Below are 21,897 nucleotides of genomic sequence, written 5' to 3'. Positions count from 1 at the left end.
CGCGGACTGCGAAAACTCTGCCGTTCGGGCTGAACCTGTCGAAGCCTGCGAACAGCGCTTCGACAGGCTCAGGGCGACCCTTCGACAGGCTCAGGGCGACCCTTCGACAGGCTCAGGGCGAACGGATTGGTGGGACTTTTCGCGAATCAACTCGATGAACGCCCGCAAGCCCGCCGGCACGTGCCGGCGCGTCGGGTAGTACAGGCAGATCCCGGCGTACGGCGGCGTCCACGCGTCGAGCAGGCGAACCAGCCGGCCCTGCTTCAGGTCCGCGCCGACATGCAGCTCCGACAGGTAGCCGATGCCGACCCCGGCCAGCACCGCGTCGCGCATCAGCGACGGCTCGTCGAGCGTGATCGGGCCGGGCACGTCCAGCGTCATCGCTTCGCCGTGCCGCTCGAACTCCCAGCGGTAGCGCGCGCCGCTCGCCAGGCGCCAGCGGATGCAGCGGTGCTGCATCAGGTCGCCCGGCGTGGCCGGCGTGCCGTGCGCCGCCACGTAGGCCGGCGACGCGACCACCGCGGTGCGCATCTCGCCGCTCATCGGCACCGCGATCATGTCGCGCGGCACCGCCTCGGCCAGCCGGATGCCGGCGTCGTAGCCCTCGGCCACGATGTCGATCAGCCGCCCGTCGGTCACCAGGTCGACCTGCATCTGCGGATAGCGCTTCAGGAACGCCAGCACGATCGGCTCGAACACGATGCGCGCCGCACCGACCGAGGTGTTCAGCCGCAGCGTGCCGGCCGGCGTGTCGCGCAGCAGGTTCACCGCTTCCATCGCGCCGCGGATGTCGCCGAGCGCCGGCGCGATGCGCGCGACGAACTGCTCGCCCGCCTCGGACAGCGCCACGCTGCGCGTCGTGCGATTGAACAGCCGCACGCCGAGCCGCGCCTCCAGCCCGGCCACCGCGTTGCTCAGCGCCGAGGTCGACATGCCCAGGTCGACCGCCGCTGCGCGGAAGCTGCCATGCCGCGCCACCGCCAGCACCGCTTCCAGCTCGACCAGGCCCGATCGGTGCATTGTCCTGATTTCCGAAATGAGTCGTGAGGCTTCGTGCAGCTTATCAAATCAATGGCCGGCACCTAGATTCGCTGCATCGCTTCACCACCGCAGGAAACCGACATGCACGACATCACCCGGCTCTACATCGACGGCGCGTTCGTGGCCCCGCACGGCCACGAGCGCTTCGACCTCTTCAACCCCGCCACCGAGGAACGCATCGGCCAGGTCACGCTGGGCGACGCCGACGACGTGCGGCGGGCGATTGCCGCCGCGAAGCGGGCGCTGCCCGGCCTGTCGGGCAGCCCGAAGGCCGAACGCGTCGCGATGCTGCGCCGCCTGCACCAGGCGGTGCTGGCGCGGGTCGACGACATCCGCGACGCGACCATCCTCGAATACGGCGGGCCGGTCTCGCGCGCGCAGTGGGGCGCTCAGTACGCCGCCGACGCCTTCCTGCTGGCCGCGCAGACGCTGGAGGACTACCCGCTCGAGCGGCGCATCGGCCGCGCCGAGGTCGTGATGGAAGCGGTCGGCGTGGTCGGGCTGATCACGCCGTGGAACGCGAACGCCGGCTTCATCTGCACCAAGCTCGCGACCGCGATCGCCGCCGGCTGCACCGCGGTGATCAAGCCCAGCGAGATGAGCGCGATCCAGACCCAGGTCGTCGCCGAGGCGCTGCACGCGGCCGGCCTGCCGCCGGGCGTGTTCAACATCGTCAACGGCCGCGGCGACGTGGTCGGGGCGGAGCTCGCCACGCACCCCGACATCGCGAAGATCTCGTTCACCGGCTCGACCGCGGTCGGCAAGGGCATCCTGCGCGCCGGCGTCGAGACGATGAAGCGCGTGACGCTGGAGCTCGGCGGCAAGTCGCCGACCGTGGTGCTGGACGACGCCGACATCGGCGACGCGGTGAAGCTCGCGGTGGCGGCCGGCTTCATCAACAGCGGCCAGGCCTGCATCGCCGGCACGCGCATCCTGGTGCCGCAGGCACGCATGGCGGCGTACGCGCAGCGCATCGGCGACGCGGTGGCGCAGCTGCGGGTCGGCGACCCGGCCGATCCGTCGACCGCGATCGGGCCGATGGTGAGCCGGCGGCAGTTCGATCGCGTGCAGCGCTACATCGGCCTCGGCATCGCCGAAGGCGCGCGGCTGGTGGTCGGCGGCGAAGGCCGGCCCGACGGGTTGTCGCGCGGCTGGTTCATCCGCCCGACGGTGTTCGCCGACGTGCGCAACGACATGACGATCGCGCGCGACGAGATCTTCGGCCCGGTGCTGTCCCTCATCGGCTACCGCGACGAGGAGGACGCGATCGCGATCGCCAACGACACGGTCTACGGGCTGCAGGCGTATGTGTCGTCGACGAACCCGGCCCGCGCTCGGGCGGTCGCGGCGCGGCTGCAGGCCGGCCGGGTGCAGATCAATGGCCTGCACCACGAGCCGCTGGCGCCGTTCGGCGGCTTCAAGCAATCGGGCCTGGGCCGCGAGTTCGGCGAGTTCGGACTCGAGGCCTTCCTCGAGGCGAAGAGCGTGCTCGGCGCCGCGTGAGCGTCATCAGGCGGGCTTGCGGTTCAGCAGGCTGAAGCCGTGGGTCCAGTGGTTGTTGGCGAAGCCGTAGCGGATCCAGATCATCGCGAGCGACTCCAGCAGGCGAGCCTGCTCGATGCCGCCCAGGTCGATCGCGCTGCGCCAGCCGAAGCTGCGCAGGATGGCCGCGACCTCGGCCTTGGCGCCGGCGTCGTTGCCGGCGATGAACATGTCCGGCGCGCCGTCGGCCAGCGCCGGCTGCACCATGTGGGCCGCGGTGATGATGTTGAAGGCCTTCACGACCTTCGAATGCGGCAGCAACCGCTGCACGGTTTCGCCGGCCGAGTCGGTGAAGCCGAGCGCGAGTGCCGGCTGGCCCGAGCTGAAGTCGACCGGGTTGACGGCGTCGATCACCGTCTTGCCGGCCAGCGCGTCGGCCAGTGCCGGCGTCAACGCGGTCTTCAGCGCGGCCCACGGCAGCGCGATGACGGCGCTGTCGGCCTGCCGCGCGGCATCGAGCAGGCCAGCCGCGGTGCTGCCGGGTGCGGCAGCCAGCGCGGCGCGGGTCTTGTCGCCGCCGGTGTCGCGGCTGCCGAACACCACCCGGTCGCCGCGGGCGATGAAGCCCTTCGCGAGGGTCGTGCCGACGGTGCCGTTGCCAAGGATGGCGAAGGTGGAAGAACTCATGGTGGGCTCCAGAAAGATGTCGATGTGGGCATTGTGCGAAGCCGACATCCTCAACGTAAGATCGTTGCTGGTTCATGAACTCATAACCCGAGGTTGAGAATGGACGCTGCGCAGCGGGTGCCGGCCATCTTGTCTTTCGTGCAGACCGCCGACCGTGGCAGCTTTGCCGCGGCCGCCAAGGCGCTGGGCATTTCGGGCGCGGCGGTCAGCAAGAACGTCGCATCGCTGGAAGCCTCGCTCGGCGTGCGGCTGCTGAACCGCACGACGCGGGTGCAGCGGCTCACGACCGAGGGCGAGGCCTTCCTGGCGCGGGCGCGCGTCGCGATCGATGCGCTGGATGCGGCGGTCGACGCGGTCGCCGCGCAGCGGGCCGAACCGAGCGGCCGGGTGCGCATCTCGTGCCCGAGCAACTATGGCCAGCACTTCCTGCTGCCGCTGATGCCGGGGCTGCGGGCGCGCCATCCGGGGCTGACGGTGGAGCTGGATTTCGACGACCGGCGGGTCGACCTGATCGCGCAGGGCTACGACCTCGCGCTGCGCGGCGGCAACGCCACCGATTCGAGCCTGGTGTCGCGGCCGGTCGGGCGGCTCGAGATGCTGCTGGTCGCGACACCGGCCTACCTCGCGAGCCACGGCGTGCCGCGACGCCGCGCCGACCTGCCGTCGCACGACGTCGCGATGGTGCGGTTCCTGAGCGGCGAGGTGTCGCCGTGGACCTTCCGCGAGCCCGATGGCTCGACCGTCGACATCTGGCCGGAGCGCTGCGTGATGACGATCTCGACCGGCGCCGCGGTGGAGACCGCGCGCATCGGCCTGGGCATCGTGCAGGTCGGGCTGCCGCAGGCCTGGCCGCTGCTGAAGTCGGGCGAACTGAAGGCGCTGCTGGTCGACGAGCATGTCGCGGGCGATCGCGAACTGGCGCTGCACTACCCGCACCGCGCGCTGGTCGCGCCGCGCGTGCGGGCGACGGTCGATCACCTGGTGGCGCAGCTCGCGTCGAGCGAGGCGCTGCACGTCACGCGCGAGGCCGTCAGGCCCTACGCTGCCTCATAGCGAGTACATCCGAGGTTGGCCCCACTTTCGCGCGTCTACTGGAACGCCACCTCCGCAAAACTGCGCAGCTTGCGGCTGTGCAGCTGATCCACCGTCTGCGCCCGCAGCAGCTCCACCGCCCGCATGCCGATGCGCAGGTGCTGGTCGACGCGTTCGCGGTAGAAGTGGTTCGCCATCCCCGGCAGCTTGATCTCGCCGTGCAGCGGCTTGTCGCTGACGCACAGCAGCGTGCCGTAGGGCACGCGGAAGCGGAAGCCGTTGGCCGCGATCGTCGCGCTCTCCATGTCGAGCGCCACCGCGCGGCTCTGGCTGAAGCGGCGTTCCGGCGTGCGCTGCGGCAGCAGCTCCCAGTTGCGGTTGTCGGTGGAGGCCACCGTGCCGGTGCGCAGGATGCGCTTCAGCTCGTAGCCGGTCAGCTGCGTGATGTCGGCCACCGCGGTCTGCAGCGCCACCTGGATCTCGGCCAGCGGCGGGATCGGCACCCACAGCGGCAGGTCTTCGTCGAGCACGTGGTCCTCGCGCACATAGCCATGGGCCAGCACGTAGTCGCCCAGCGCCTGCGTGTTGCGCAGCCCGGCGCAGTGGCCCAGCATGATCCACGCATGCGGGCGCAGCACCGCGATGTGGTCGGTGATGGTCTTCGCGTTGGCCGGGCCGACGCCGATGTTGACCATCGTGATGCCGGCGCCGTCCTCGCGCACCAGGTGGTACGCCGGCATCTGCGGCAGCCGCGGCGGGATCGAGCCCAGCTCGTCGCCCGGGCGGTGCGCGGTGCCGGTGCGCCGCGTGATCACGTTGCCCGGCTCGACGAACGCCAGGTACTGGCTCGCCGGATCGGCCATCGCCTCGTGGCCCAGGCGCACGAACTCGTCGATGTAGAACTGGTAGTTCGTGAACAGCACGAAGTTCTGGAAATGCTCCGGCGCGGTGCCGGTGTAGTGGCGCAGCCGGTGCAGCGAGTAGTCGACGCGCGGCGCGGTGAACAGCGACAGCGGGTGCGACTCGCCGGGCCGCGTCTCGTAGGTGCCGTTGGCGATCGCGTCGTCCATCGCGGCCAGGTCGGGCAGGTCGAACATGTCGCGCATCAGCAGCCGCCGCTCGGGGCCCAGGCTGCCTTCGAGGTGGTCGTGCTCGGCCAGCGAGAAGTGCACCGGGATCGGCTGGCTGCTGACGCCGACCTCGAGCGCGACGTTGTGGTTCTTCAGCAGCAGCCGGAACTGCTCGAGGTAGTAGCCGTTGAACAGGTCGGGCCGCGTCAGCGTGGTCTCGTAGGTGCCGGGGCCGGCGACGAAGCCGTAGCTCAGCCGCGAGTCGGCGCGCGCGACGGTATCGGTGTGCACGCGCACGAACGGGTAGCAGGCCCGCACATGCTCGGTCGGCGCGGTGCCCGCGACGAAGCTGTGCAACGCGCCGCGCAGCTGCGCCAGGCTCCGCTCGTAGATGGCCCTCACCTGCGCGAGCGCGGCAACCGGGTCGTTGAAGCGCTGGGTGGGGACCGGGCCGGCCGGCAGCGTGGGAGCAAGGGACATGGAGGGTTCCTGGAGCCGTTCGTGACTATTCTCGCGCGCCGCCATGTCCCGCGCCGCCCCGGGCTTCCTACAATTTGCGTCCATCAGAATCATTCGAGGAGGACGCTCATGCCCATCGCAGGCCTCGGGCTGCACATCGTCATCGCCCTGTTCTTCGCGGTTCACGCGGTGCGCAGCCGCCAGCAGACCTACTGGCTGTTCGTGCTGTTCTCGTTCCCCGGGCTCGGCAGCATCGTCTACTTCCTGGCGATCTACCTGCCCGATTCGCGGCTGGAACGCGGCGCGCGCAAGGCCATCACCGCGGCGGTGAAATCGCTCGATCCGACGCGCGAGCTGCGCGATGCCCGCGCGGCGTTCGAGTACACGCCGACCGCGCAGAACCAGATGCGGCTCGCCGCGGCGCTGTACGACGCCGGCGAGTTCGACGAATCGGCGCAGACCTGGGAGGCCTGCCTGAAAGGCCCGTTCTCGACCGACCTGGAGATCCGCCGCGGCGCCGCCCGCGCCAGCTTCGCGCGCGAGCGTCCGCAGGAGGCCATCAGCCACCTGAACGCGATCCGCGCCCAGGACGCGAGCTTCCGCGAGGAAGAGATGGCGCTGCTGATGGCCCGTTCGCTGGCGGCGGCCGGCCGCCATGGCGAGGCGCGCGAGGCGTTCGAGCAGGCGGTGGCGCGCTTCGGCAGCTTCGAGGCGCGTGCCGAGTTCGCGATCTGGGCGCTGGTGCAGCGCGAGACCGACCTCGCCGCTCGGCTGCAGGTCGAGATCCAGCGCGCGACCGAGCGCTGGAACCGCCACACCCGCGAGCTGAATGCCGAGCTGATGCGGCGCCTGCGCCTGGCGCACGAGCAGACGAAGGCGCCGCCGGCCTGATCGGCCGCCCGGCGGGATCGGGGCTCAGGCCGTCGCCGGCTCGCCCAGGTACACCCCGCGCGGGGCGGCCAGTCCCTGCCGCACGCCGCGGCTCAGGTCGTCGGCCAGCACCTCTTCGGCGCCGCTCGCGAGCGCGTCGACGACCTGCTGCGCCACCTGGTCCGGGTCGGCCTTCGGCGTGTCCAGGCCCTTCGTCATGTCGGTGTCCATGTAGCCGACATGCACTCCCACCACCTGCGTGCCCTGCGCGCGCAGCTCGCCGCGCAGCCCGTTGGTCAGCGACCAGGCGGCCGACTTGGTCGTGCTGTAGGTGGCGGCACTTGGGATGTTGACCCAGCTCAGCACCGACAGCACGTTGACGATCGCACCGCCGCCGTTGGCCTTCAGCACCGGTGCGAAGGCCTGGCTCAGCGCCAGCGGGCCGAAGAAGTTGGTCTCCATCTCGGCGCGCGCCGCCTCGGCACTGCCGGCCGCCAGCAGCGGCGAGCCGCGCGTGATGCCGGCGTTGTTGATCACGACGCTCACGTCCTGCAGGCGCGCGGCCGCGGCGGCGATGTCGGCCGGCTTCGTCACGTCGAGCTTGACCGCTTCGACCCCCGCGAGCGTGATGCTGGCCGGGTCGCGGGCCGCGGCATAGACCTTCTTCGCGCCGGCGGCGAGCAGCTGCTTGACCAGCGACTTGCCGAGGCCACGGTTGGCGCCGGTCACCAGGATGACGGCATTGCGGATGTTCATGGCGGGGTCCTTTCGAGGAACGTGAAGCGGTTTTAAATGACGGTCGTCATGATTGAATTATATGACGCACATCATTTATCATGTCAAGCGTCGTCTTCAGCACCCCTTGCCGGAAAGGTCGTCCCGCGATGAAAGTCAGCCGTGAACAAGCCCTGCAGAACCGCGAGCGGGTGCTGGCCGTGGCGGCGAGGTTGTTCCGCGAGCGCGGCTTCGACGGCATCGGCGTGGCCGACCTGATGAAGGGCGCCGGCATGACGCACGGCGGCTTCTACGGCCAGTTCGGCTCGAAGGAAGACCTGATGGCCGAGGCCTGTTCGCGGGTGTTCGAGGCCGGGGGGCAGCGCTGGCAGCGCGTCGTCGGCGATGCGGCGGCACGCAGCGAAGACGGCCTGGCCGCGCTGGCGCGCAGCTACCTGTCGGCCGAGCACCGCGACGAACCCGGCGACGGCTGCGCGGTCGCAGCGCTCGGCGCGGAGGCCGCGCGCCAGGGGCCGGCATTGCGGGCCGCGTTCACCGCCGGGGTGCGCGGCGCGGTCGACTTCATCGCCGCGCTGGTCGGCGGGCGCAAGGCGCGGCGGCGCGAGCGCGCGATCGTCGCGTATGCCGCGATGATCGGCGCGCAGGTGCTGGCCCGCGCGGTCGACGACGAGGCCTTGTCGAACGAGATCCTGCAGGCGGTCGCGGCGGACCTCGCCGGCGAGCCGGCCGCCGCCTGACGAGGGTCAGTTCGACTCGACTGTACTCAGCGCAGCGGCGCGAACAGCGTCGCGAGCCGGTCCGGCGTGCCGTCGATGCGCTGCAGCGACGGGTAGCGCAGCCCGCCGCGCCAGTCGATGCGCACGCTGCGGTAGAGGTCGCCCGACTTCAGCAGCAGCTCGAGCGGGCCGCCGGTCTTCGCGGCGGTGACGGCCTCCTTCAGCAGTTCTTCGGTGTATGCGCGGCCGTTGACGGCCAGCAGCGTCGCGCCTGGCGCCATGCCGGCGTCGAAGGCCGGGCTGCCCCAGTTGACGTTGCGCACCTTCGCGGCTTCGCCGATGTCGAAGCCGAGCGAGTAGCTGAAATCGGCCACCTTGTAGCCTGCCATCCGGGCCTTGTAGTGCTCGCTCGGCGTGTCGCTCCACGCGAGCTTCCAGCCGGCGGCAGCGATGCCGCCCATCGGCGCCGGGCGGTCGTTCGTGTCCAGCCGCTGGCGCAGGAAGCCGGCCCAGTCGTGCGGCTGCACGCGATTCAGTTCGCGCACCACGTCGTCGAAGGTGTAGGTCAGCGGCTGCACGCGCTTCGGCTCGGCACCGAAGAAGGCGCGTGCGAAGTCGTCGAGCGAGCGCCTGCCGTTCGAGCGCTCGCGGATCAGCATGTCGGCCTCCAGCCAGATCAGGCGCGATTCGTCGTAGTAGTCGGCCGAGCGTTGCCACGAGGTCCAGTCGCGGCGGCCGCGCGTGGCCCACAGCAGCGGCTCGTTGGTGGTGTCCTGCAGGTTGCGCCAGGCGCGGCCGGCGCGGGCATCGAGCAGGGCCGCGGTTTCGGCCAGCTCGTCGCGCGCGTCGGCCGCGCTCACCAGCCCGGAGCGTGCGGCCAGCACCGCGCCCCAGTACTGCGTCTGGCCTTCGTAGACCCACAGCAGGCTGTCGCGCATCGGCGTGTTGAAGTGCGGCGTCCACAGGTCGGCCGGGCGGCGGAACTTGCCGTTCCACGAATGGGTGTACTCGTGCGGCAACAGGTCGCGCCCGAACGAGCCCTTGCTCCAATCGGTGAAGTAGGCTGCCTTCACGCCGTTCTCGCTGGACTGGTGGTGCTCCAGCCCGATGCGGCCGAACTGGTCGCTGAGCGCCAGCAGGAACTCGTAGTGCGTGAAGTGCCGCGACGCGAACACCTTGTCGGCCTGCGTGACGAGCGCGCGGTGCGCCGCGAGCTGCTCCGGGCTGATGATCCCCTGCGACGCGCGGTCGGCGACCACGTTCAGGAACACCGGCGCGCGGCCGGCAGCCGCCGCACCGGGGTCGAGGTCCAGCCGTTGCAGGTGGCGGCCGGCGAACACCGGCGAGTCGACCAGCGTGTCGAGGTCGGTGGGCTTGAAGGCGAAGGTCGTGCCGCGTGTCGATGCCCCGTCTTTCGACGCCACGTCGAGCGCGGTGCCGGCCTGCCACCCGGTCGGCAGCGTCAGGCTCGGCTGCACCGCGATCTGCGCGGCGGCGTGGCCGGCCGGGTACAGCACGACCGCGTTCCATTGCACGCCGAGCATGTCGGGCGTGACGACCACCCGCTCGGTGCCGGCCTCCACCGGGGTCAGGAACTGGAACTCGATGTCGAGCGCCGTCGCACCGGCCGGCACTTCGACGTGGAAGGCTGCGCTGTCGACCGTGTCGCGCAACCACGCGACCGGCTTGCCGCCGGCGCTGATCTGCAGGCCGCCGAGCTGCGCGAGCGCCGCGCCGGGCGAATGCGTCCCCGGCAGCCAGCGCGGGTAGTACAGCGCGAGCGGGCCGGGCGAGGCGGGAATCCTCTCGCGCACGCGGAAGATCTTGCGGTCGAGGTCGGTGGCATCCACCGACAGCTGGATCACGCCCGGGTAGGGCGCGTCGCTCAAGGCCGGCAGGGTTTGCGCGGCGGCGATCTGAGCAAGGGTGGCCAGGGTCGCCAGGGTGATGGCGGCCACGGCGGTGCGAAGGGTCGGGGTCATCGGGGTCCTGTGAGTTGGATTGCGGACGATATTCGAAAACGCGCCGACGCCATCCCGTCCCGTCGCCGGATGGGAATCGGTGCTTCGTCACGCTGCCGGCGCCTGGGGGCGCAGCGGGTCGCGACGTGCCCGGATCCGTGGCGACAATCCGCGTTCCGCCTCGCTCGTTGCGGCGCCCCTCCGTCGCCATGGACCCCGCCACCGTCATCCTGATGCTCGCCATCCACCTGCTTGCCAGCAGCGGGCTGATGGCGCTCGTGTGGCGCCGCATGCCGGCTGCGCCGGGGCTGGGCCGCTGGGCGCTGGCGAGCGGGCTGTTCGGTGCGGCCTATCTGGCACGGCTGCTGGCCGGGCTGCAGGGCGTCGATGCGCTCGGCCTGGCGTCCGACGGCACGATGCTGCTCGCGGTGCTGCTGTTCGGCGACGGCGTGCGCGAGTTCGTCGGCCGGCTGCCGATGCCGCCGCGGCGGGTCGGCCTGCTGGCGCTGCTGATGTTCGGCGCCGAGGTCGCGGCGGCGCAAGTGGGTGGCGCGCAGGCGCGGCACGTCGCGCTGAACGCGATGATCGGCCTGCTGTACGCGCAGATCGCGTGGATCCTCGCGACCGAGCGGCGCCGCCAGGGCGCGCCGCTGCAGGCGCCGCTGGCGCTGCTGGTCGGGATCGTCGGTGGGCTGTCGGCGTTGACGCTGCTGCGCGGTGCCCACATCGCGCAGGCCGGCATGCCGGTCGCCTTCCACGGCCCGATGGCGAAGGTCTACTACCTCTTTGCGTCGGTCACCGCAGTGGTCACCGCGCTGACGCTGGTGTGGATGATGCTGCTGCGCCTGAACGGCCAGCTCGCCGACCTGGCGACCCGCGACGCGCTGACCGGCGTGTTCAACCGCAACGGCCTCGCGCAGGCGCTGAAGCAGCACTTCGGCCAGCGCCAGGCCGTGCCGCTGACGCTGCTGCTGGTCGACATCGACCACTTCAAGCGCATCAACGACACGCTCGGCCATGCCACCGGCGACGCGGTGCTGCAGGTCGTCGCGTGCGAACTGACGGCGCAGCTGCGCACCGGCGATTTCGTCGCGCGCATCGGCGGCGAGGAGTTCCTGATCGGCTGCGTCGGCGCCGACCCTGCCGTTGCGCTCGCACTCGCCGACCGGCTCAGGCGCACCATCGGCCGGCTGCAGGTGCCGGCGGCGGTCGGCAGCGAACGGGTCGGCTGCACCGCGAGCATCGGCGTGTCGGCCGCCTTCGACCGCTTCGACGGCTGGGAGCCGGCCGCGGCACAGGCCGACGAGGCGCTGTACCGCGCGAAGGCCGCGGGCCGCGACGGCGTGCAGTCGCACCTGGCGACGCTCGGAACCTGAGCCATGGCCACCGACCCGACGCCGCAGATGCGCATCGGCGAACTGGCCGAACGCACCGGCCGCAGCGTGCATGCGATCCGCTGGTACGAGGCGCAGGGACTGTCGGCCACCGTGCGCAGGTGGAGGCGCAGATCGCCGAATGGAAGACGGCGCTGAAAGTGGCCGACGACCTCTGCTGGACGATCACCGGCAGCTCGGCCTAGTCCGGCACCTGGCGCGGCAAGAAGGCGGTGCGCGAGCAACTGCTCGCCCCGCTGTTCGCGCAGTTCGACGGCACCTGCACCAACACCGCCGAGCGCTTCATCGCCGAAGGCGAGCACGTCGCGGTGCCGTGCCGCGGCCGGGTCGACACCCGGGCCGGCAAGCCCTGCGACAACCACTACTGCTTCGTGTTCCGGCTCGCCGCCGGTCAGCTGACCGAGGTGGTCGAGTACCTCGACACCGCGCTGGTCGATGCGGTGCTCGCGCCGTCGCCGGCCGCCGCCTGAGCGCCCATCTGGCGCAGCCAGGCGCCGGGCGCCAGCCCGGTCGCGCCCTTGAAGCGGCGACTGAAGTGGCTCTGGTCGGCAAAGCCGGCGTCCAGCGCCGCGAGCGCCGGCGCAACGCCGGCCAGCAGCAGGCGCTTCGCGTGCTCGAGCCGCACCGCGTTCAGGTAGACGTGCGGCGGCACGCCGAAGTGCCGGGCGAACGCGCGGCTCAGGTGCACCCGCGACAGCCCGGCCTCGCGCGCCAGTTCGGCCACCGACAGGTCGCGCGACGCATGGGCGCGGATGTGGTCGCGCACGCGCAGCATGCGCCGCGCGCCGGCGGCCAGCGGCTCGGCGTGCGTCGCCGGCGTCTCGCCATGGCGTTGCAGCAGGCGCACCAGCACGTCGGTGGTCAGGGCCTCGCCGCGCAGCGATTCCTGCGGCTGGCCGATGGCGGCCATCGCGCGCTGCAGCGCGGCGGCGGCCTGCGGGTCGTGCACCACCGGCTGCCGGAAGAAGGCGCTGGCCAGCGTGCCGGCCTCGCGCTGCAGGTGGCGCGGCAGCGCGGCCGGGTCGACATAGAGGATCGCGTAGCCGAAGCCTTCGTCGGTGCCGCGCTGCCCGTCGTGGGCCTCGTCGGGGTTGAACAGCAGCAGGTCGCCCGGCAGGCTGGCGTGGGCGGCACCGCGGCAGTGGAAGGTCTGCACGCCGCTGTGCGTGACGCCGATCGCGTACTGCGCGTGGCTGTGCCGCTCGAAGACGTGCTCGGTGAAATGCGCCTGCATCAGCGTGATGTCGGGCGTGGCGCCCGGCTGGAAGCGGGCCCAGTCGGAGGCACTCGGGGCGCCGGGGCCGCCGGAAGGCGCGGTGATCATGCGACAAGCGTACAAGACCCGCGCCGCGTGCGTCGGCAGACTGTGTGCGGTTTCACTCTGCACGCCAGGCTTCCATGAACGCGATCGACCTGCACGACAAGCTCGAACTTTTCGACGACCACTGGGCCCCGCACACCGTGGCCGAGTACAACGGCCACGACGTGATGGTGGTCAAGGTGGCCGGCGAGTACCGCTGGCACGCTCACCCCGACACCGACGATTTCTTCCTCGTGCTGAAGGGCCGGCTGCACATCGACCTGCCGGACGGCACGGTCACGCTCGGGCCGGGGCAGATGTTCATCGTGCCGCGCGGCGTGCAGCACCGGCCGTGGGCCGACGAGGAGACGCACATGCTGCTGATCGAGCCGACCGGCACGCCGAACAGCGGCGACGCGGCGACGGCAGCGCCTCGGCGCGTGCTGTGATGGCGCCAGGGCGGCAGACAAAGCGCCCGAACACGCGGCCGCACGGAACCGGCGCGCCCGCGCGGTCACCCACCACCGTCTTCCACCTTTGAACGGGCATCACGTCGTGGGAATCGGTCCGGTCGGTCCAGTCGCCAATGCCGATCACAAGGCCAGGGCCCTGTCGGCCTGGGCTGCGTCGCACGACCCGCTGCCGGACCCGCCGGACCGCCGGGCCTACCTCGTGCTGAAGGTCTCGAAATGCCGCGGCGGTGCCCGCTTCACGGTGGCAACGGCCTGCTTCGACGGATCGGACGGGAACGGCGTCGATGCGCTGGCCGACATCACCGGCGGCGACGCGTCGAGCGACGAAGGCCTGTCGACCGGCGCAACGCAAGAGCCCGGGCGCAAGGGCCGGCGGGGCGTGTCGCGCGCGCGTGGCGCGTCTCGCAGCGGGCGCCGCCGGCACGATGGGCGAGGCGACGACCGCGGGCGCGACGCCCCGCACGACGACAACGACGACGACACCGGGCCGGACGACGATGGCGCCTAAGCCCCCGGGCCTTCGGCGCCCTTCACCACCGCATAGCGCGCCAGCGTGCGCTCGCGCGCCTCGTCGTGCATCACGATCGGCAGCGGGTAGTTGTCGCCGAGCCGCACGCCGGCTTCCGCCAGCTCGATCGGCCGTGCGAGCCACGGCGCGTGGATCGCCTTGTCGGACAGCCCTGCCAGCACCGGCAGGTAGCGTCGGATGAACTTGCCGGCGGCATCGAACTTCTCGCTCTGGCTGACCGGGTTGAAGATGCGGAAATACGGCTGCGCATCGCAGCCGGTCGACGCGGCCCACTGCCAGCCGCCGTTGTTCGCCGCCAGGTCGTAGTCGTTCAGCTTCTCGGCGAACCAGCGCTCGCCCCAGCGCCAGTCGATGCCCAGGTCCTTGGTGAGGAAGCTGGCCACCACCATGCGCAGGCGGTTGTGCATGTAGCCGGTCTGGTTGATCTGCGCCATCGCGGCGTCGACCAGCGGGTAGCCGGTGCGGCCGTCGCACCAGGCGTCGAACAGTGTGTGGGCCTGTTTTCCGTGCTCCCAGCGGATCGCGTCGTAGGCCGGCTTGAAGCTCGCATCGACGACGCGCGGATGGTGGTGCAGCACCTGGTGGTAGAAATCGCGCCACACCAGCTCCGACAGCCACACCGCCGCGCCGGCCGAGCCGTGGTGCATGCGCTGCGCCGCCTCGCGCGCCAGCGTGCGGACCGAGACGGTGCCGAAGCGCAGGTGCATCGACAGGTAGCTCGGCCCCTTCACCGCCGGGAAGTCGCGCGCCTCGCCGTAGCGGCCGATGCGCGGCAGGAAGTCGTCCAGCAGCGCCTGCGCGCCGGCCTCGCCGGCGCCCTGGTGCAGCTCGCGCAGGTTGGTCGGTTCGAAGCCGATGTCGGCCAGCGACGGGACCCCGCCGCCGATGTTGTCGGCAACGTCGTCCGCCGGCGGCGCCAGCCGGTGCACGTAGCGGGCCACCGGGTAGGCGCTGAGGTAGAACGGCTCCAGCTTGCGCAGCCAGGCGTTCTTGTACGGCGTGAACACGCTGTAGGCCTTGCCGCTGCCGGTCAGCAGCTCGCTGCGTTCGAACACCACGTGGTCCTTCGCGGTGTGCAGCGCGATGCCCAGGTCGGCCAGCGCGCCGCGCACGCGCGTGTCGCGGGCCAGCGAGGCCGGCTCGTCGTCGTGGTTCGCGTACACCGCCTGCACGTGCAGCGCCTGCGCCAACCGCGGCAGCTCGTCACGCGCGACGCCGTGGCGCACCAGCAGCCCGGCGGCACCGGGCGCCAGCGCGCGCAGCCGGGCGTCGAGCGCGGCCAGGCTGTCGCGGATGAACTCCACCCGCCGGTCGGCGCGCGGCAGCGCATCGAGGATCTCGCGGTCGAAGACGAAGCCGCACCAGACCTTGCGCGCCGCCTTCAGCGCGAGGAACAACGCGGCATGGTCGTCGGCACGCAGATCGCGCCGGAACCACACCAGCGCCGAGTCCAGCGACGGCTCTGTAACCTTTTCCATCGGGCGAGTGTGCCGCAGTCATAAAATGCCGCCTTATGCCTGCCGCGACCATCAACCTGACCAACCAGTTCCTGATCGCCATGCCGGGCATGGCCGACGACACCTTCGCCGGCGCGGTGATCTACCTGTGCGAGCACACCGAGAAGGGCGCGCTCGGCCTGGTGATCAACAAACCGATCGACATCAAGCTGAAGAACCTGTTCGAGAAGGTCGAGCTGACCCTCGACCGCGCCGACCTGGCCGACGTGCCGGTCTACTTCGGCGGGCCGGTGCAGACCGAGCGCGGTTTCGTGCTGCACGAGCGGCTGGGCGGCGAAGCGGGCGAGGGCGGGCACTACAACTCGTCGCTGCAGATCCCCGGCGGGCTCGAGATGACCACCAGCAAGGACGTGCTGGAAGCGCTGTCGCACGGCGCCGGCCCGAAGAAGATCCTGGTCACGCTCGGCTACAGCGGCTGGAGCGCCGGCCAGCTCGAGGAAGAGATCGGCCGCAACGGCTGGATCAACGTCGGCGCGGCGCCCGAGATCATCTTCGACACGCCGGTCGAGCAGCGCTACGACAAGGCGCTGTCGCTGCTGGGCATCGACCCGCGCATGCTCTCGCAAGAGGCGGGGCATGCATGAGGCGGCCCGTTCGTTCCTGGCCTTCGACTTCGGCACGCTGCGCGTCGGCGTGGCCAGCGGCAACACCGTGACGCGCACCGCGACGCCGCTTCGCACCGTGGCGGCGGTCGGCGATGCGCGTTTCGCGGCCCTGGGCAAGCTGATCGCCGAATGGCAGCCGAGCGCGCTGGTGGTCGGCGTGCCGCTGCATCCCGATGGCGCACCGCACGAGAACACCGTGCGCGCCCAGCGCTTCGCGCGCCAGCTGCACGGCCGCTTCCGGCTGCCGGTGCACGAGGTCGACGAGCGCTACACCACCACCGAGGCCCATGCGATGGGGGCGAGCGACGTCGATGCGGCGTCGGCGGCCATCATCCTGGAGCAATACCTGCGAGCGCTTCCTTGAACTCCACCGACAGGACCACCTGATGGGCACACTGCATCTCGACGCCGAAGCGTTGTACAAGGACCTGCAAGCGGTCGTGCGCAACCTGCTGCAACCCGATACCGTGCTGGTCGGCATCTGGTCCGGCGGCGCCTGGCTGGCCGAGCGGCTGCACGAGCAGCTGAAGCTGCCGGGCGAGATCGGCGTGATCTCGAGCGCGCTGCACCGCGACGATTTCGCGTCGCGCGGCATGTCCAGCGCCGACCCGACGCGGCTGCCGTTCGAGGTCGACGGCCGGCCGGTGCTGCTGATCGACGACGTGCTCTACACCGGACGCACGACGCGCGCGGTCATCAACGAACTGTTCGATTTCGGCCGGCCGGCCAGTGTCACGCTGGCGGTGCTGGTCGACCGCGGCGGGCGCGAGCTCCCGATCCAGCCGGCGTACTCGGCGGCGCGCATCACGCTGCCGCGCGAGCAGCGCCTTCGTCTCGCCCGCGACGACGAAGGCCGATTCACCTTCGACATCCAGGAAGGCAGCTGATGCTCTCGAAGCGAAACCCGCAACTCAACGCGCACGGTGAACTGATCCACCTGCTCTCGATCGAGGGCCTGCCGCGCGCGGTGATCCACCACATCCTCGACACCGCGGGTACCTTCCTGAGCGTCAACGACCGCGACGTGAAGAAGGTGCCGCTGCTGCGCGGCAAGAGCGTGTTCAACCTGTTCTTCGAGAACAGCACGCGCACCCGCACCACCTTCGAGATCGCGGCCAAGCGGCTGTCTGCCGACGTGATCAACCTCGACATCGCCAAGTCGAGCGCGGCCAAGGGCGAGAGCCTGCTCGACACCATCGCCAACCTGTCGGCGATGCATGCCGACATGTTCGTCGTGCGGCACGGCGAGAGCGGCGCGCCCTACCTGATCGCGCAGCACTGCGCGCCGCACGTGCACGTGGTCAATGCCGGCGACGGCCGCCATGCGCACCCGACGCAGGGGCTGCTGGACATGTACACGATCCGGCACTTCAAGAAGGACTTCAGCAACCTGACGGTCGCGATCGTCGGCGACATCCTGCATTCGCGGGTCGCGCGCTCCGACATCCATGCGCTGACCACGCTGGGCGTGCCCGAGATCCGCGCGGTCGGCCCGAAGACGCTGGTGCCGGCCGACCTGAAGGAGATGGGCGTGCGGGTGTGCCACGACATGGCCGAGGGCATCCGCGGCGCCGACGTGATCATCATGCTGCGCCTGCAGAACGAGCGCATGAGCGGCGCGATGCTGCCGAGCGCCGGCGAGTTCTTCAAGAACTACGGGCTCACCGACGAGAAGCTCGCGCTGGCCAAGCCCGATGCGATCGTGATGCACCCGGGGCCGATCAACCGCGGCGTCGAGATCGATTCGTCGGTGGCCGACGGCAAGCAGAGCGTGATCCTGCCGCAGGTCACCTTCGGCATCGCGGTGCGCATGGCCGTGATGTCCACCATCGCCGGAAACAACGCATGAAACTCCTGATCAAGAACGGCCGGCTGATCGACCCGGCGTCGGGCCTGGACCAGACCGGCGACATCGCGATCGCGGCCGGCCGCATCGTCTCGCTGGGCGGCGTCAGCGCCGATTTCCACGCCAGCCGCACCCTCGACGCCACCGGCCTGGTGGTGGCGCCCGGGCTGGTCGACCTGGCCGCGCGGCTGCGCGAGCCGGGGCACGAGCACGAAGGCATGCTCGAGTCGGAGATGGCCGCGGCGGTGGCCGGCGGCGTGACCAGCCTGGTGTGCCCGCCCGACACCGACCCGCCGCTCGACGAGCCGGGTCTGGTCGAGATGCTGAAGTTCCGCGCGCGCAACCTGAACCACGCGCACCTGTACCCGCTGGGCGCGCTGACGCGCGGGTTGGCCGGCGAGGCCATCACCGAGATGGCCGAGCTGACGGAGGCCGGCTGCGTCGGCTTCTCGCAGGCCGACGCGCCGCTGACCGACACGCTGGTGCTGCAGCGCTCGATGCAGTACGCCGCCACCTTTGGCTACACGGTGTGGCTGCGGCCGCAGGATGCGCACCTGGGCAAGGGCGTGGCCGCGAGCGGCGCGCTGGCGACGCGGCTCGGCCTGTCGGGCGTGCCGGTGATCGCCGAGACGATCGCGCTGCACGTGATCTTCGAGCTGATGCGCGTGACCGGCGCGCGCGTGCACCTGTGTCGCCTGAGCAGCGCGGCCGGCATCGCGCTGGTGCGGCAGGCCAAGGACGAAGGCCTGCCGGTCACCTGCGATGTCAGCGTCAACCACCTGCACCTGACCGATGTCGACATCGGCTATTTCAATGCCGCGATGCGGCTGACGCCGCCGCTGCGCCAGCAGCGCGACCGCGACGCGATCCGCGCCGGGCTGGCCGACGGCACGGTCGATGCGCTGGTCAGCGACCACACGCCGGTCGACGAGGACAACAAGAACCTGCCGTTCGCCGAAGCCGAGCCGGGCTCGACCGGGCTGGAGCTGCTGCTGAGCCTGGCGCTGAAGTGGGGCGACGAGCAGCGGCTGCCGCTCGCGACGACGCTGGCGCGCATGACCTGCGACCCGGTGCGGGTGCTCGGCGAGAGCCTGGGCTCGCTCGGCTCGAGCGCAGGGCGGCTGGTGCAGGGCGGCATGGCCGACCTGTGCCTGTTCGACCCGAGTGCGCGCTGGACGGTGGAGCCGGCGAAGTTCCGCAGCCAAGGCCGGCATTCGCCGTTCTCGGGCTACGAGCTGCCGGGCCGCGTGGCGACGACCATCGTCGCCGGGCAGGTGGCGTTCGAAGCCGAACCACCCGGCTCGCCGCGTTGACCCCCGTGCGGACGCTGCGCGCCGCCTGGCGCATCGTGGCCTGCCTGGCGCACGTGCTGCGAGGGGTGCTGATCTGCGCCTTCATCTTTCCGTTCCTGAGCCCGGCGCGGCGCGTTGCGCGGGTCGGGCCGTGGTGCGCGGCGATGCTGCGGCGGCTGGGCATCCGCGTCGTCGTGCACGGCGAGGTGCATGCGGCGCCGGTGATGGTCGTCGCGAACCATGTGTCGTGGATCGACATCCTCGCGATCAACGCGGCCTGCACCGCGCGCTTCGTCTCGAAGGCCGACATCCGCCAGTGGCCGGTGATCGGCTGGCTGACGGCCTGCGGCGGCACGCTGTTCATCGAGCGCGAGCGCAAGCGCGACGCGATGCGCGTGGTGCACCAGGTGGCCGAAGCGCTGCAGGGCGGCGATGTGATCGCGGTGTTTCCGGAAGGCACGACCAGCGACGGGCACGGCGTGCTGCCGTTCCACGCGAACCTGCTGCAGGCGGCGATCACGACCGGCACGCCGGTGCAGCCGGTGGCGCTGCGCTATGCGGATGCGACGCATGCGGTGAGCCCGGCCGCGGCCTACATCGGCGACACCAGCCTGCTGCAATCGCTGTGGTGGGTGGTGATGGCCGAGGGCCTGACGGCGCAGGTGACGGTGCTGCCGGCGCATTACTCGGCGCATGCGCAGCGGCGGGAGTTGTCGGAGGCGGTGCGGGCGGGGATCGTGGGGAGTTTGCGTCTCGGGTGAGCGGGATCAGGGCCCATTTATTGGAACGGCGGCTTTATCCCGCTATTGACATGCAGAGTCGCAGAGCGACTCGCGGGGCGCAACCTTGGCCTGCGCCACCGTCCACTGCGATCCCGATTTGACAAGACGAAGTTCGACCTGAGCAGGTGTCAACGCATGAGTCGAAGTGGCAGCGATCGTGAAAAGCGCTTCGCCCTTTGCGCCGTTGTCTCCTACGACTTCCTCGATACGCGCTTCGTTCGTCCAAGAAAGGCGCGATGACGCGATGACTTCAAATCGTCGCTGCGCGATTTGTGAGTGGCGTAGCCAGTGGTCAGCCGACTCGTATGCGCTACTGCATTCCACCATCGCAAAGACAGTTGCATATGCGAGCCCGCCAAATACAAGAAATCCAACGACAACAAGCGCTCCGATCTTTATCCAACGGCTACTTTGCTTTGCACGCACACTTGCCTCCTCCAAATAGTGTCAGTTGCGTTCCAGTCGACACGGTCATGTTGATGCCGCTAAGGATGCGCTGATCAATGACGGTTCTGTCGAACAACGCCGGCGAGTGGCGACGACCAGAACTGCAGACACGATGCACATCCGCCCACTGGCAGCGGCGCCGAGGGTCGTTTGAGGCCTCCAGCGAGGCCGTCGCCTGTCATCAAGAGGCACCTCGGGCATGGAGGGCCATCAATCGCCTCTTGGCGATGACGATGTTGGCCAGCCCGAACAGCGCGAACAATTGCGCTTCGTTCTTCGCCAGCCCCTTGTAGCGAACCTTCCGCTGGCGGAACAGGTTCTTGATCATGTGGAACGGATGCTCGACCTTCGCACGAACGCTCGCCTTGAACTGCTCGACCTTGTCCAGCAACTGCGCCCACTTGCGCGTGAGGTCCAGCTTGCGGCGCTTGCCCGGTTGCATCGCCACGTGCCACTGCGGCCCTTGCGCCTCGGCGCGCTTGCCCACGCCGCGGTAGCCCGCATCGCCGAACGCAACGCCCTCCTTGCCATGCAGCAGTGCTCCGGCCTGCGTCACGTCGTTGACGTTGGCTGCCGTTCCCACCAGCGAGTGCACCAGACCCGACTCGGCATCCACCCCGATGTGCGCCTTCATCCCGAAGTGCCACTGGTTGCCCTTCTTCGCCTGGTGCATCTCGGGGTCTCTGCCTTGTCCTCGTTCTTCGTCGAACCGGGCGCGGCGACGATGGTCGGGTCAACGATGGTGCCTGCACGCATCAGCAGACCCTTCTCGCCCAGGTGCGCGTTGATCTCGTCGAACAGCGCCCGCGTCAGTTGTTGTCGTTGAGCAGCCGCCTGAACTTCAGCAGCGTCGTCGCGTCCGGCACCGACTCGTGCGACAGATCGATTGCGCGACTTCGTGGGCAACTGCCGTCCGACCCGACCACTCGTCGGGTACAGCGGCTCGATCACCGCCATCAGCGTCCACGGCACGATCCGCTCCATCTCGCCCAGAAACTTCTCGCGCCTCGTCTGCTTCTTCTTCATCGCGTACTCGGCGCTCGCAAAGCTGCGTTGGCTCATCGGTCTTTGCCTCTCAGTTCGATGCCCACCGGCATGCATACGGCGTGCCGGGATGCGGGGCTCAGCAATCGCCTGCTCACCGGCAAACCATGACGGTGGCGTGAACGAACTTGCGCCGCCAACGCGGCCGCAAAGCCTGCTTGCGGACCAAACTCCCATCGAAGCAAGCGTTCATGAGTGTGGGCAACGTCTACGTCGTCAAATTGGTGACTGTTGGTTCTGCTTGAAGTGCTCGACCACCACCGCCTCTTCGCAGTGCGTGCACATGTTCTTGAGCGACGTGGACAGATCCGCGCGTAAGCAGATAGCTACCCGACATGCAGTCCCACCCTCCAGGAACGCTCTTTCCAGGATGTCTTGAGGCACTTTCGGTTGCTCGCAAAGCTCAGCCAGAGCTGAACGCGCCAACTCCAAATTCGCCAACTCAAGCAAGAGACTAGAGAACTTGCGCAAATCGTTCTCGCTTGCTGGGAAGTCGACCTCCAACACAGCGTTTCTAGCTGCATCCCATTTCATAGCAAGCTCTTCAAATTGAACCCGAGACAAATCGGGCCGCACTTGGATCGTCACCATACCAATTACCTCCTTGGAAACAGC

23 protein-coding genes and 2 pseudogenes are annotated in these 21,897 nt (G+C 70.0%); 15 read left to right on the top strand and 10 right to left on the bottom strand.

Features of this window, described 5'->3' with window-relative positions; genetic code table 11:
- Nucleotides 1-90: 90 nt before the first annotated feature.
- Nucleotides 91-1,020: a LysR family transcriptional regulator gene (locus FHT26_RS15465; protein ID WP_168560987.1), complete on the bottom strand. Its 930-nt coding sequence runs from the start codon at nucleotides 1,018-1,020 to the stop codon at nucleotides 91-93.
- 102 nt (nucleotides 1,021-1,122) lie between these two features.
- Here FHT26_RS15465 and FHT26_RS15460 point away from each other — a divergent pair, with 102 nt between their 5' ends.
- Entirely contained in the window at nucleotides 1,123-2,544 is a 1,422-nt protein-coding gene (locus FHT26_RS15460; RefSeq protein ID WP_168560986.1) for an aldehyde dehydrogenase family protein, read from the top strand.
- A gap of 6 nt (nucleotides 2,545-2,550) precedes the next feature.
- Here the strand turns inward: FHT26_RS15460 and FHT26_RS15455 are convergent, their stop codons facing one another.
- Nucleotides 2,551-3,210: an NADPH-dependent F420 reductase gene (locus FHT26_RS15455; RefSeq protein WP_168560985.1), complete on the bottom strand. Its 660-nt coding sequence runs from the start codon at nucleotides 3,208-3,210 to the stop codon at nucleotides 2,551-2,553.
- 99 nt (nucleotides 3,211-3,309) lie between these two features.
- On the opposite strand from FHT26_RS15455, the gene FHT26_RS15450 reads away from it, so the two are divergent.
- Complete coding sequence (locus FHT26_RS15450) at nucleotides 3,310-4,263, top strand: LysR family transcriptional regulator (protein ID WP_168560984.1); 954 nt, start codon at nucleotides 3,310-3,312, stop codon at nucleotides 4,261-4,263.
- Between the two features lie 35 nt (nucleotides 4,264-4,298).
- On the opposite strand, the gene FHT26_RS15445 is transcribed toward FHT26_RS15450, so the two are convergent.
- A complete protein-coding gene (locus FHT26_RS15445; protein WP_168560983.1) occupies nucleotides 4,299-5,792 on the bottom strand; it encodes an AMP nucleosidase in 1,494 nt (497 codons plus the stop codon).
- Between the two features lie 108 nt (nucleotides 5,793-5,900).
- Here FHT26_RS15445 and FHT26_RS15440 point away from each other — a divergent pair, with 108 nt between their 5' ends.
- Nucleotides 5,901-6,662 carry a hypothetical protein gene (locus tag FHT26_RS15440; protein ID WP_168560982.1) on the top strand — a complete coding sequence of 254 codons (762 nt, stop codon included), beginning with the start codon at nucleotides 5,901-5,903 and terminating at the stop codon, nucleotides 6,660-6,662.
- Nucleotides 6,663-6,686: 24 nt separating this feature from the next.
- Here FHT26_RS15440 and FHT26_RS15435 read toward each other — a convergent pair whose 3' ends face one another.
- The gene (locus FHT26_RS15435) at nucleotides 6,687-7,397 is read right to left on the bottom strand and encodes an SDR family oxidoreductase (protein ID WP_168560981.1); all 711 of its coding nucleotides are present in this window, start codon (nucleotides 7,395-7,397) and stop codon (nucleotides 6,687-6,689) included.
- Nucleotides 7,398-7,525: 128 nt separating this feature from the next.
- Between FHT26_RS15435 and FHT26_RS15430 the strand changes: the two genes are divergently transcribed.
- Nucleotides 7,526-8,113, top strand: coding sequence for a TetR/AcrR family transcriptional regulator (locus FHT26_RS15430; protein ID WP_168560980.1), 588 nt, complete (start codon nucleotides 7,526-7,528; stop codon nucleotides 8,111-8,113).
- Nucleotides 8,114-8,139: 26 nt separating this feature from the next.
- Here the strand turns inward: FHT26_RS15430 and FHT26_RS15425 are convergent, their stop codons facing one another.
- Nucleotides 8,140-10,074, bottom strand: coding sequence for a M61 family metallopeptidase (locus FHT26_RS15425; RefSeq protein WP_168560979.1), 1,935 nt, complete (start codon nucleotides 10,072-10,074; stop codon nucleotides 8,140-8,142).
- 188 nt (nucleotides 10,075-10,262) lie between these two features.
- On the opposite strand from FHT26_RS15425, the gene FHT26_RS15420 reads away from it, so the two are divergent.
- From FHT26_RS15420 to FHT26_RS15410, 3 genes and pseudogenes are all read left to right on the top strand, one after another.
- Complete coding sequence (locus FHT26_RS15420) at nucleotides 10,263-11,429, top strand: GGDEF domain-containing protein (protein ID WP_168560978.1); 1,167 nt, start codon at nucleotides 10,263-10,265, stop codon at nucleotides 11,427-11,429.
- A gap of 27 nt (nucleotides 11,430-11,456) precedes the next feature.
- Nucleotides 11,457-11,549 (top strand): annotated as a pseudogene (locus FHT26_RS30355) (MerR family DNA-binding transcriptional regulator); the annotation flags it as partial.
- A 110-nt stretch (nucleotides 11,550-11,659) separates the two neighbouring features.
- The gene (locus FHT26_RS15410) at nucleotides 11,660-11,917 is read left to right on the top strand and encodes a nuclear transport factor 2-like protein (protein WP_168560976.1); all 258 of its coding nucleotides are present in this window, start codon (nucleotides 11,660-11,662) and stop codon (nucleotides 11,915-11,917) included.
- Here the strand turns inward: FHT26_RS15410 and FHT26_RS15405 are convergent.
- Nucleotides 11,839-12,771, bottom strand: coding sequence for an AraC family transcriptional regulator (locus tag FHT26_RS15405; RefSeq protein ID WP_168560975.1), 933 nt, complete (start codon nucleotides 12,769-12,771; stop codon nucleotides 11,839-11,841). The genes FHT26_RS15410 and FHT26_RS15405 overlap by 79 nt on opposite strands.
- A gap of 74 nt (nucleotides 12,772-12,845) precedes the next feature.
- Between FHT26_RS15405 and FHT26_RS15400 the strand changes: the two genes are divergently transcribed.
- On the top strand, nucleotides 12,846-13,196 hold the full coding sequence (locus FHT26_RS15400; RefSeq protein WP_168560974.1) for a cupin domain-containing protein: 351 nt from the start codon (nucleotides 12,846-12,848) through the stop codon (nucleotides 13,194-13,196).
- 106 nt (nucleotides 13,197-13,302) lie between these two features.
- Complete coding sequence (locus tag FHT26_RS15395) at nucleotides 13,303-13,728, top strand: hypothetical protein (RefSeq protein WP_168560973.1); 426 nt, start codon at nucleotides 13,303-13,305, stop codon at nucleotides 13,726-13,728.
- On the opposite strand, the gene FHT26_RS15390 is transcribed toward FHT26_RS15395, so the two are convergent.
- On the bottom strand, nucleotides 13,725-15,227 hold the full coding sequence (locus FHT26_RS15390; protein WP_168560972.1) for a cryptochrome/photolyase family protein: 1,503 nt from the start codon (nucleotides 15,225-15,227) through the stop codon (nucleotides 13,725-13,727). The genes FHT26_RS15395 and FHT26_RS15390 overlap by 4 nt on opposite strands.
- Before the next feature lie 35 nt (nucleotides 15,228-15,262).
- Between FHT26_RS15390 and FHT26_RS15385 the strand changes: the two genes are divergently transcribed.
- Genes FHT26_RS15385 through FHT26_RS15360 form a run of 6 tightly spaced genes read left to right on the top strand, consistent with a single transcriptional unit; the run spans nucleotide 15,263 to nucleotide 19,770 of the window.
- Entirely contained in the window at nucleotides 15,263-15,850 is a 588-nt protein-coding gene (locus FHT26_RS15385; RefSeq protein ID WP_168560971.1) for a YqgE/AlgH family protein, read from the top strand.
- Nucleotides 15,843-16,235, top strand: coding sequence for a Holliday junction resolvase RuvX (gene ruvX, locus FHT26_RS15380; protein WP_168560970.1), 393 nt, complete (start codon nucleotides 15,843-15,845; stop codon nucleotides 16,233-16,235). The genes FHT26_RS15385 and ruvX overlap by 8 nt, the downstream gene beginning before the upstream one ends.
- A 22-nt stretch (nucleotides 16,236-16,257) precedes the next feature.
- A complete protein-coding gene (pyrR, locus tag FHT26_RS15375) occupies nucleotides 16,258-16,758 on the top strand; it encodes a bifunctional pyr operon transcriptional regulator/uracil phosphoribosyltransferase PyrR (protein ID WP_056810685.1) in 501 nt (166 codons plus the stop codon).
- Entirely contained in the window at nucleotides 16,758-17,720 is a 963-nt protein-coding gene (locus FHT26_RS15370) for an aspartate carbamoyltransferase catalytic subunit (protein WP_056810687.1), read from the top strand. The genes pyrR and FHT26_RS15370 overlap by 1 nt, the downstream gene beginning before the upstream one ends.
- A complete protein-coding gene (locus FHT26_RS15365) occupies nucleotides 17,717-19,030 on the top strand; it encodes a dihydroorotase (protein ID WP_168560969.1) in 1,314 nt (437 codons plus the stop codon). The genes FHT26_RS15370 and FHT26_RS15365 overlap by 4 nt, the downstream gene beginning before the upstream one ends.
- A 5-nt stretch (nucleotides 19,031-19,035) precedes the next feature.
- Nucleotides 19,036-19,770, top strand: coding sequence for a 1-acyl-sn-glycerol-3-phosphate acyltransferase (locus tag FHT26_RS15360; protein ID WP_168561048.1), 735 nt, complete (start codon nucleotides 19,036-19,038; stop codon nucleotides 19,768-19,770).
- A gap of 42 nt (nucleotides 19,771-19,812) precedes the next feature.
- Here the strand turns inward: FHT26_RS15360 and FHT26_RS15355 are convergent, their stop codons facing one another.
- The 3 genes and pseudogenes from FHT26_RS15355 to FHT26_RS15345 all read right to left on the bottom strand — a co-directional run bounded on the left by FHT26_RS15355 (nucleotide 19,813) and on the right by FHT26_RS15345 (nucleotide 21,873).
- Entirely contained in the window at nucleotides 19,813-20,217 is a 405-nt protein-coding gene (locus tag FHT26_RS15355) for a hypothetical protein (RefSeq protein ID WP_168560968.1), read from the bottom strand.
- 202 nt (nucleotides 20,218-20,419) lie between these two features.
- Nucleotides 20,420-21,300, bottom strand: a pseudogene (locus FHT26_RS15350) (IS5 family transposase).
- 198 nt (nucleotides 21,301-21,498) lie between these two features.
- A complete protein-coding gene (locus FHT26_RS15345) occupies nucleotides 21,499-21,873 on the bottom strand; it encodes a hypothetical protein (protein ID WP_168560967.1) in 375 nt (124 codons plus the stop codon).
- Between the last annotated feature and the right edge of the window lie 24 nt (nucleotides 21,874-21,897).

Origin of the sequence: Rhizobacter sp. SG703 (assembly GCF_012275445.1) — a bacterium.
GTDB lineage: Bacteria > Pseudomonadota > Gammaproteobacteria > Burkholderiales > Burkholderiaceae_C > Rhizobacter.
The sequence above is the reverse complement of the archived record's forward strand: the minus strand, read 5'-3'. Positions and strand labels throughout refer to the sequence as shown.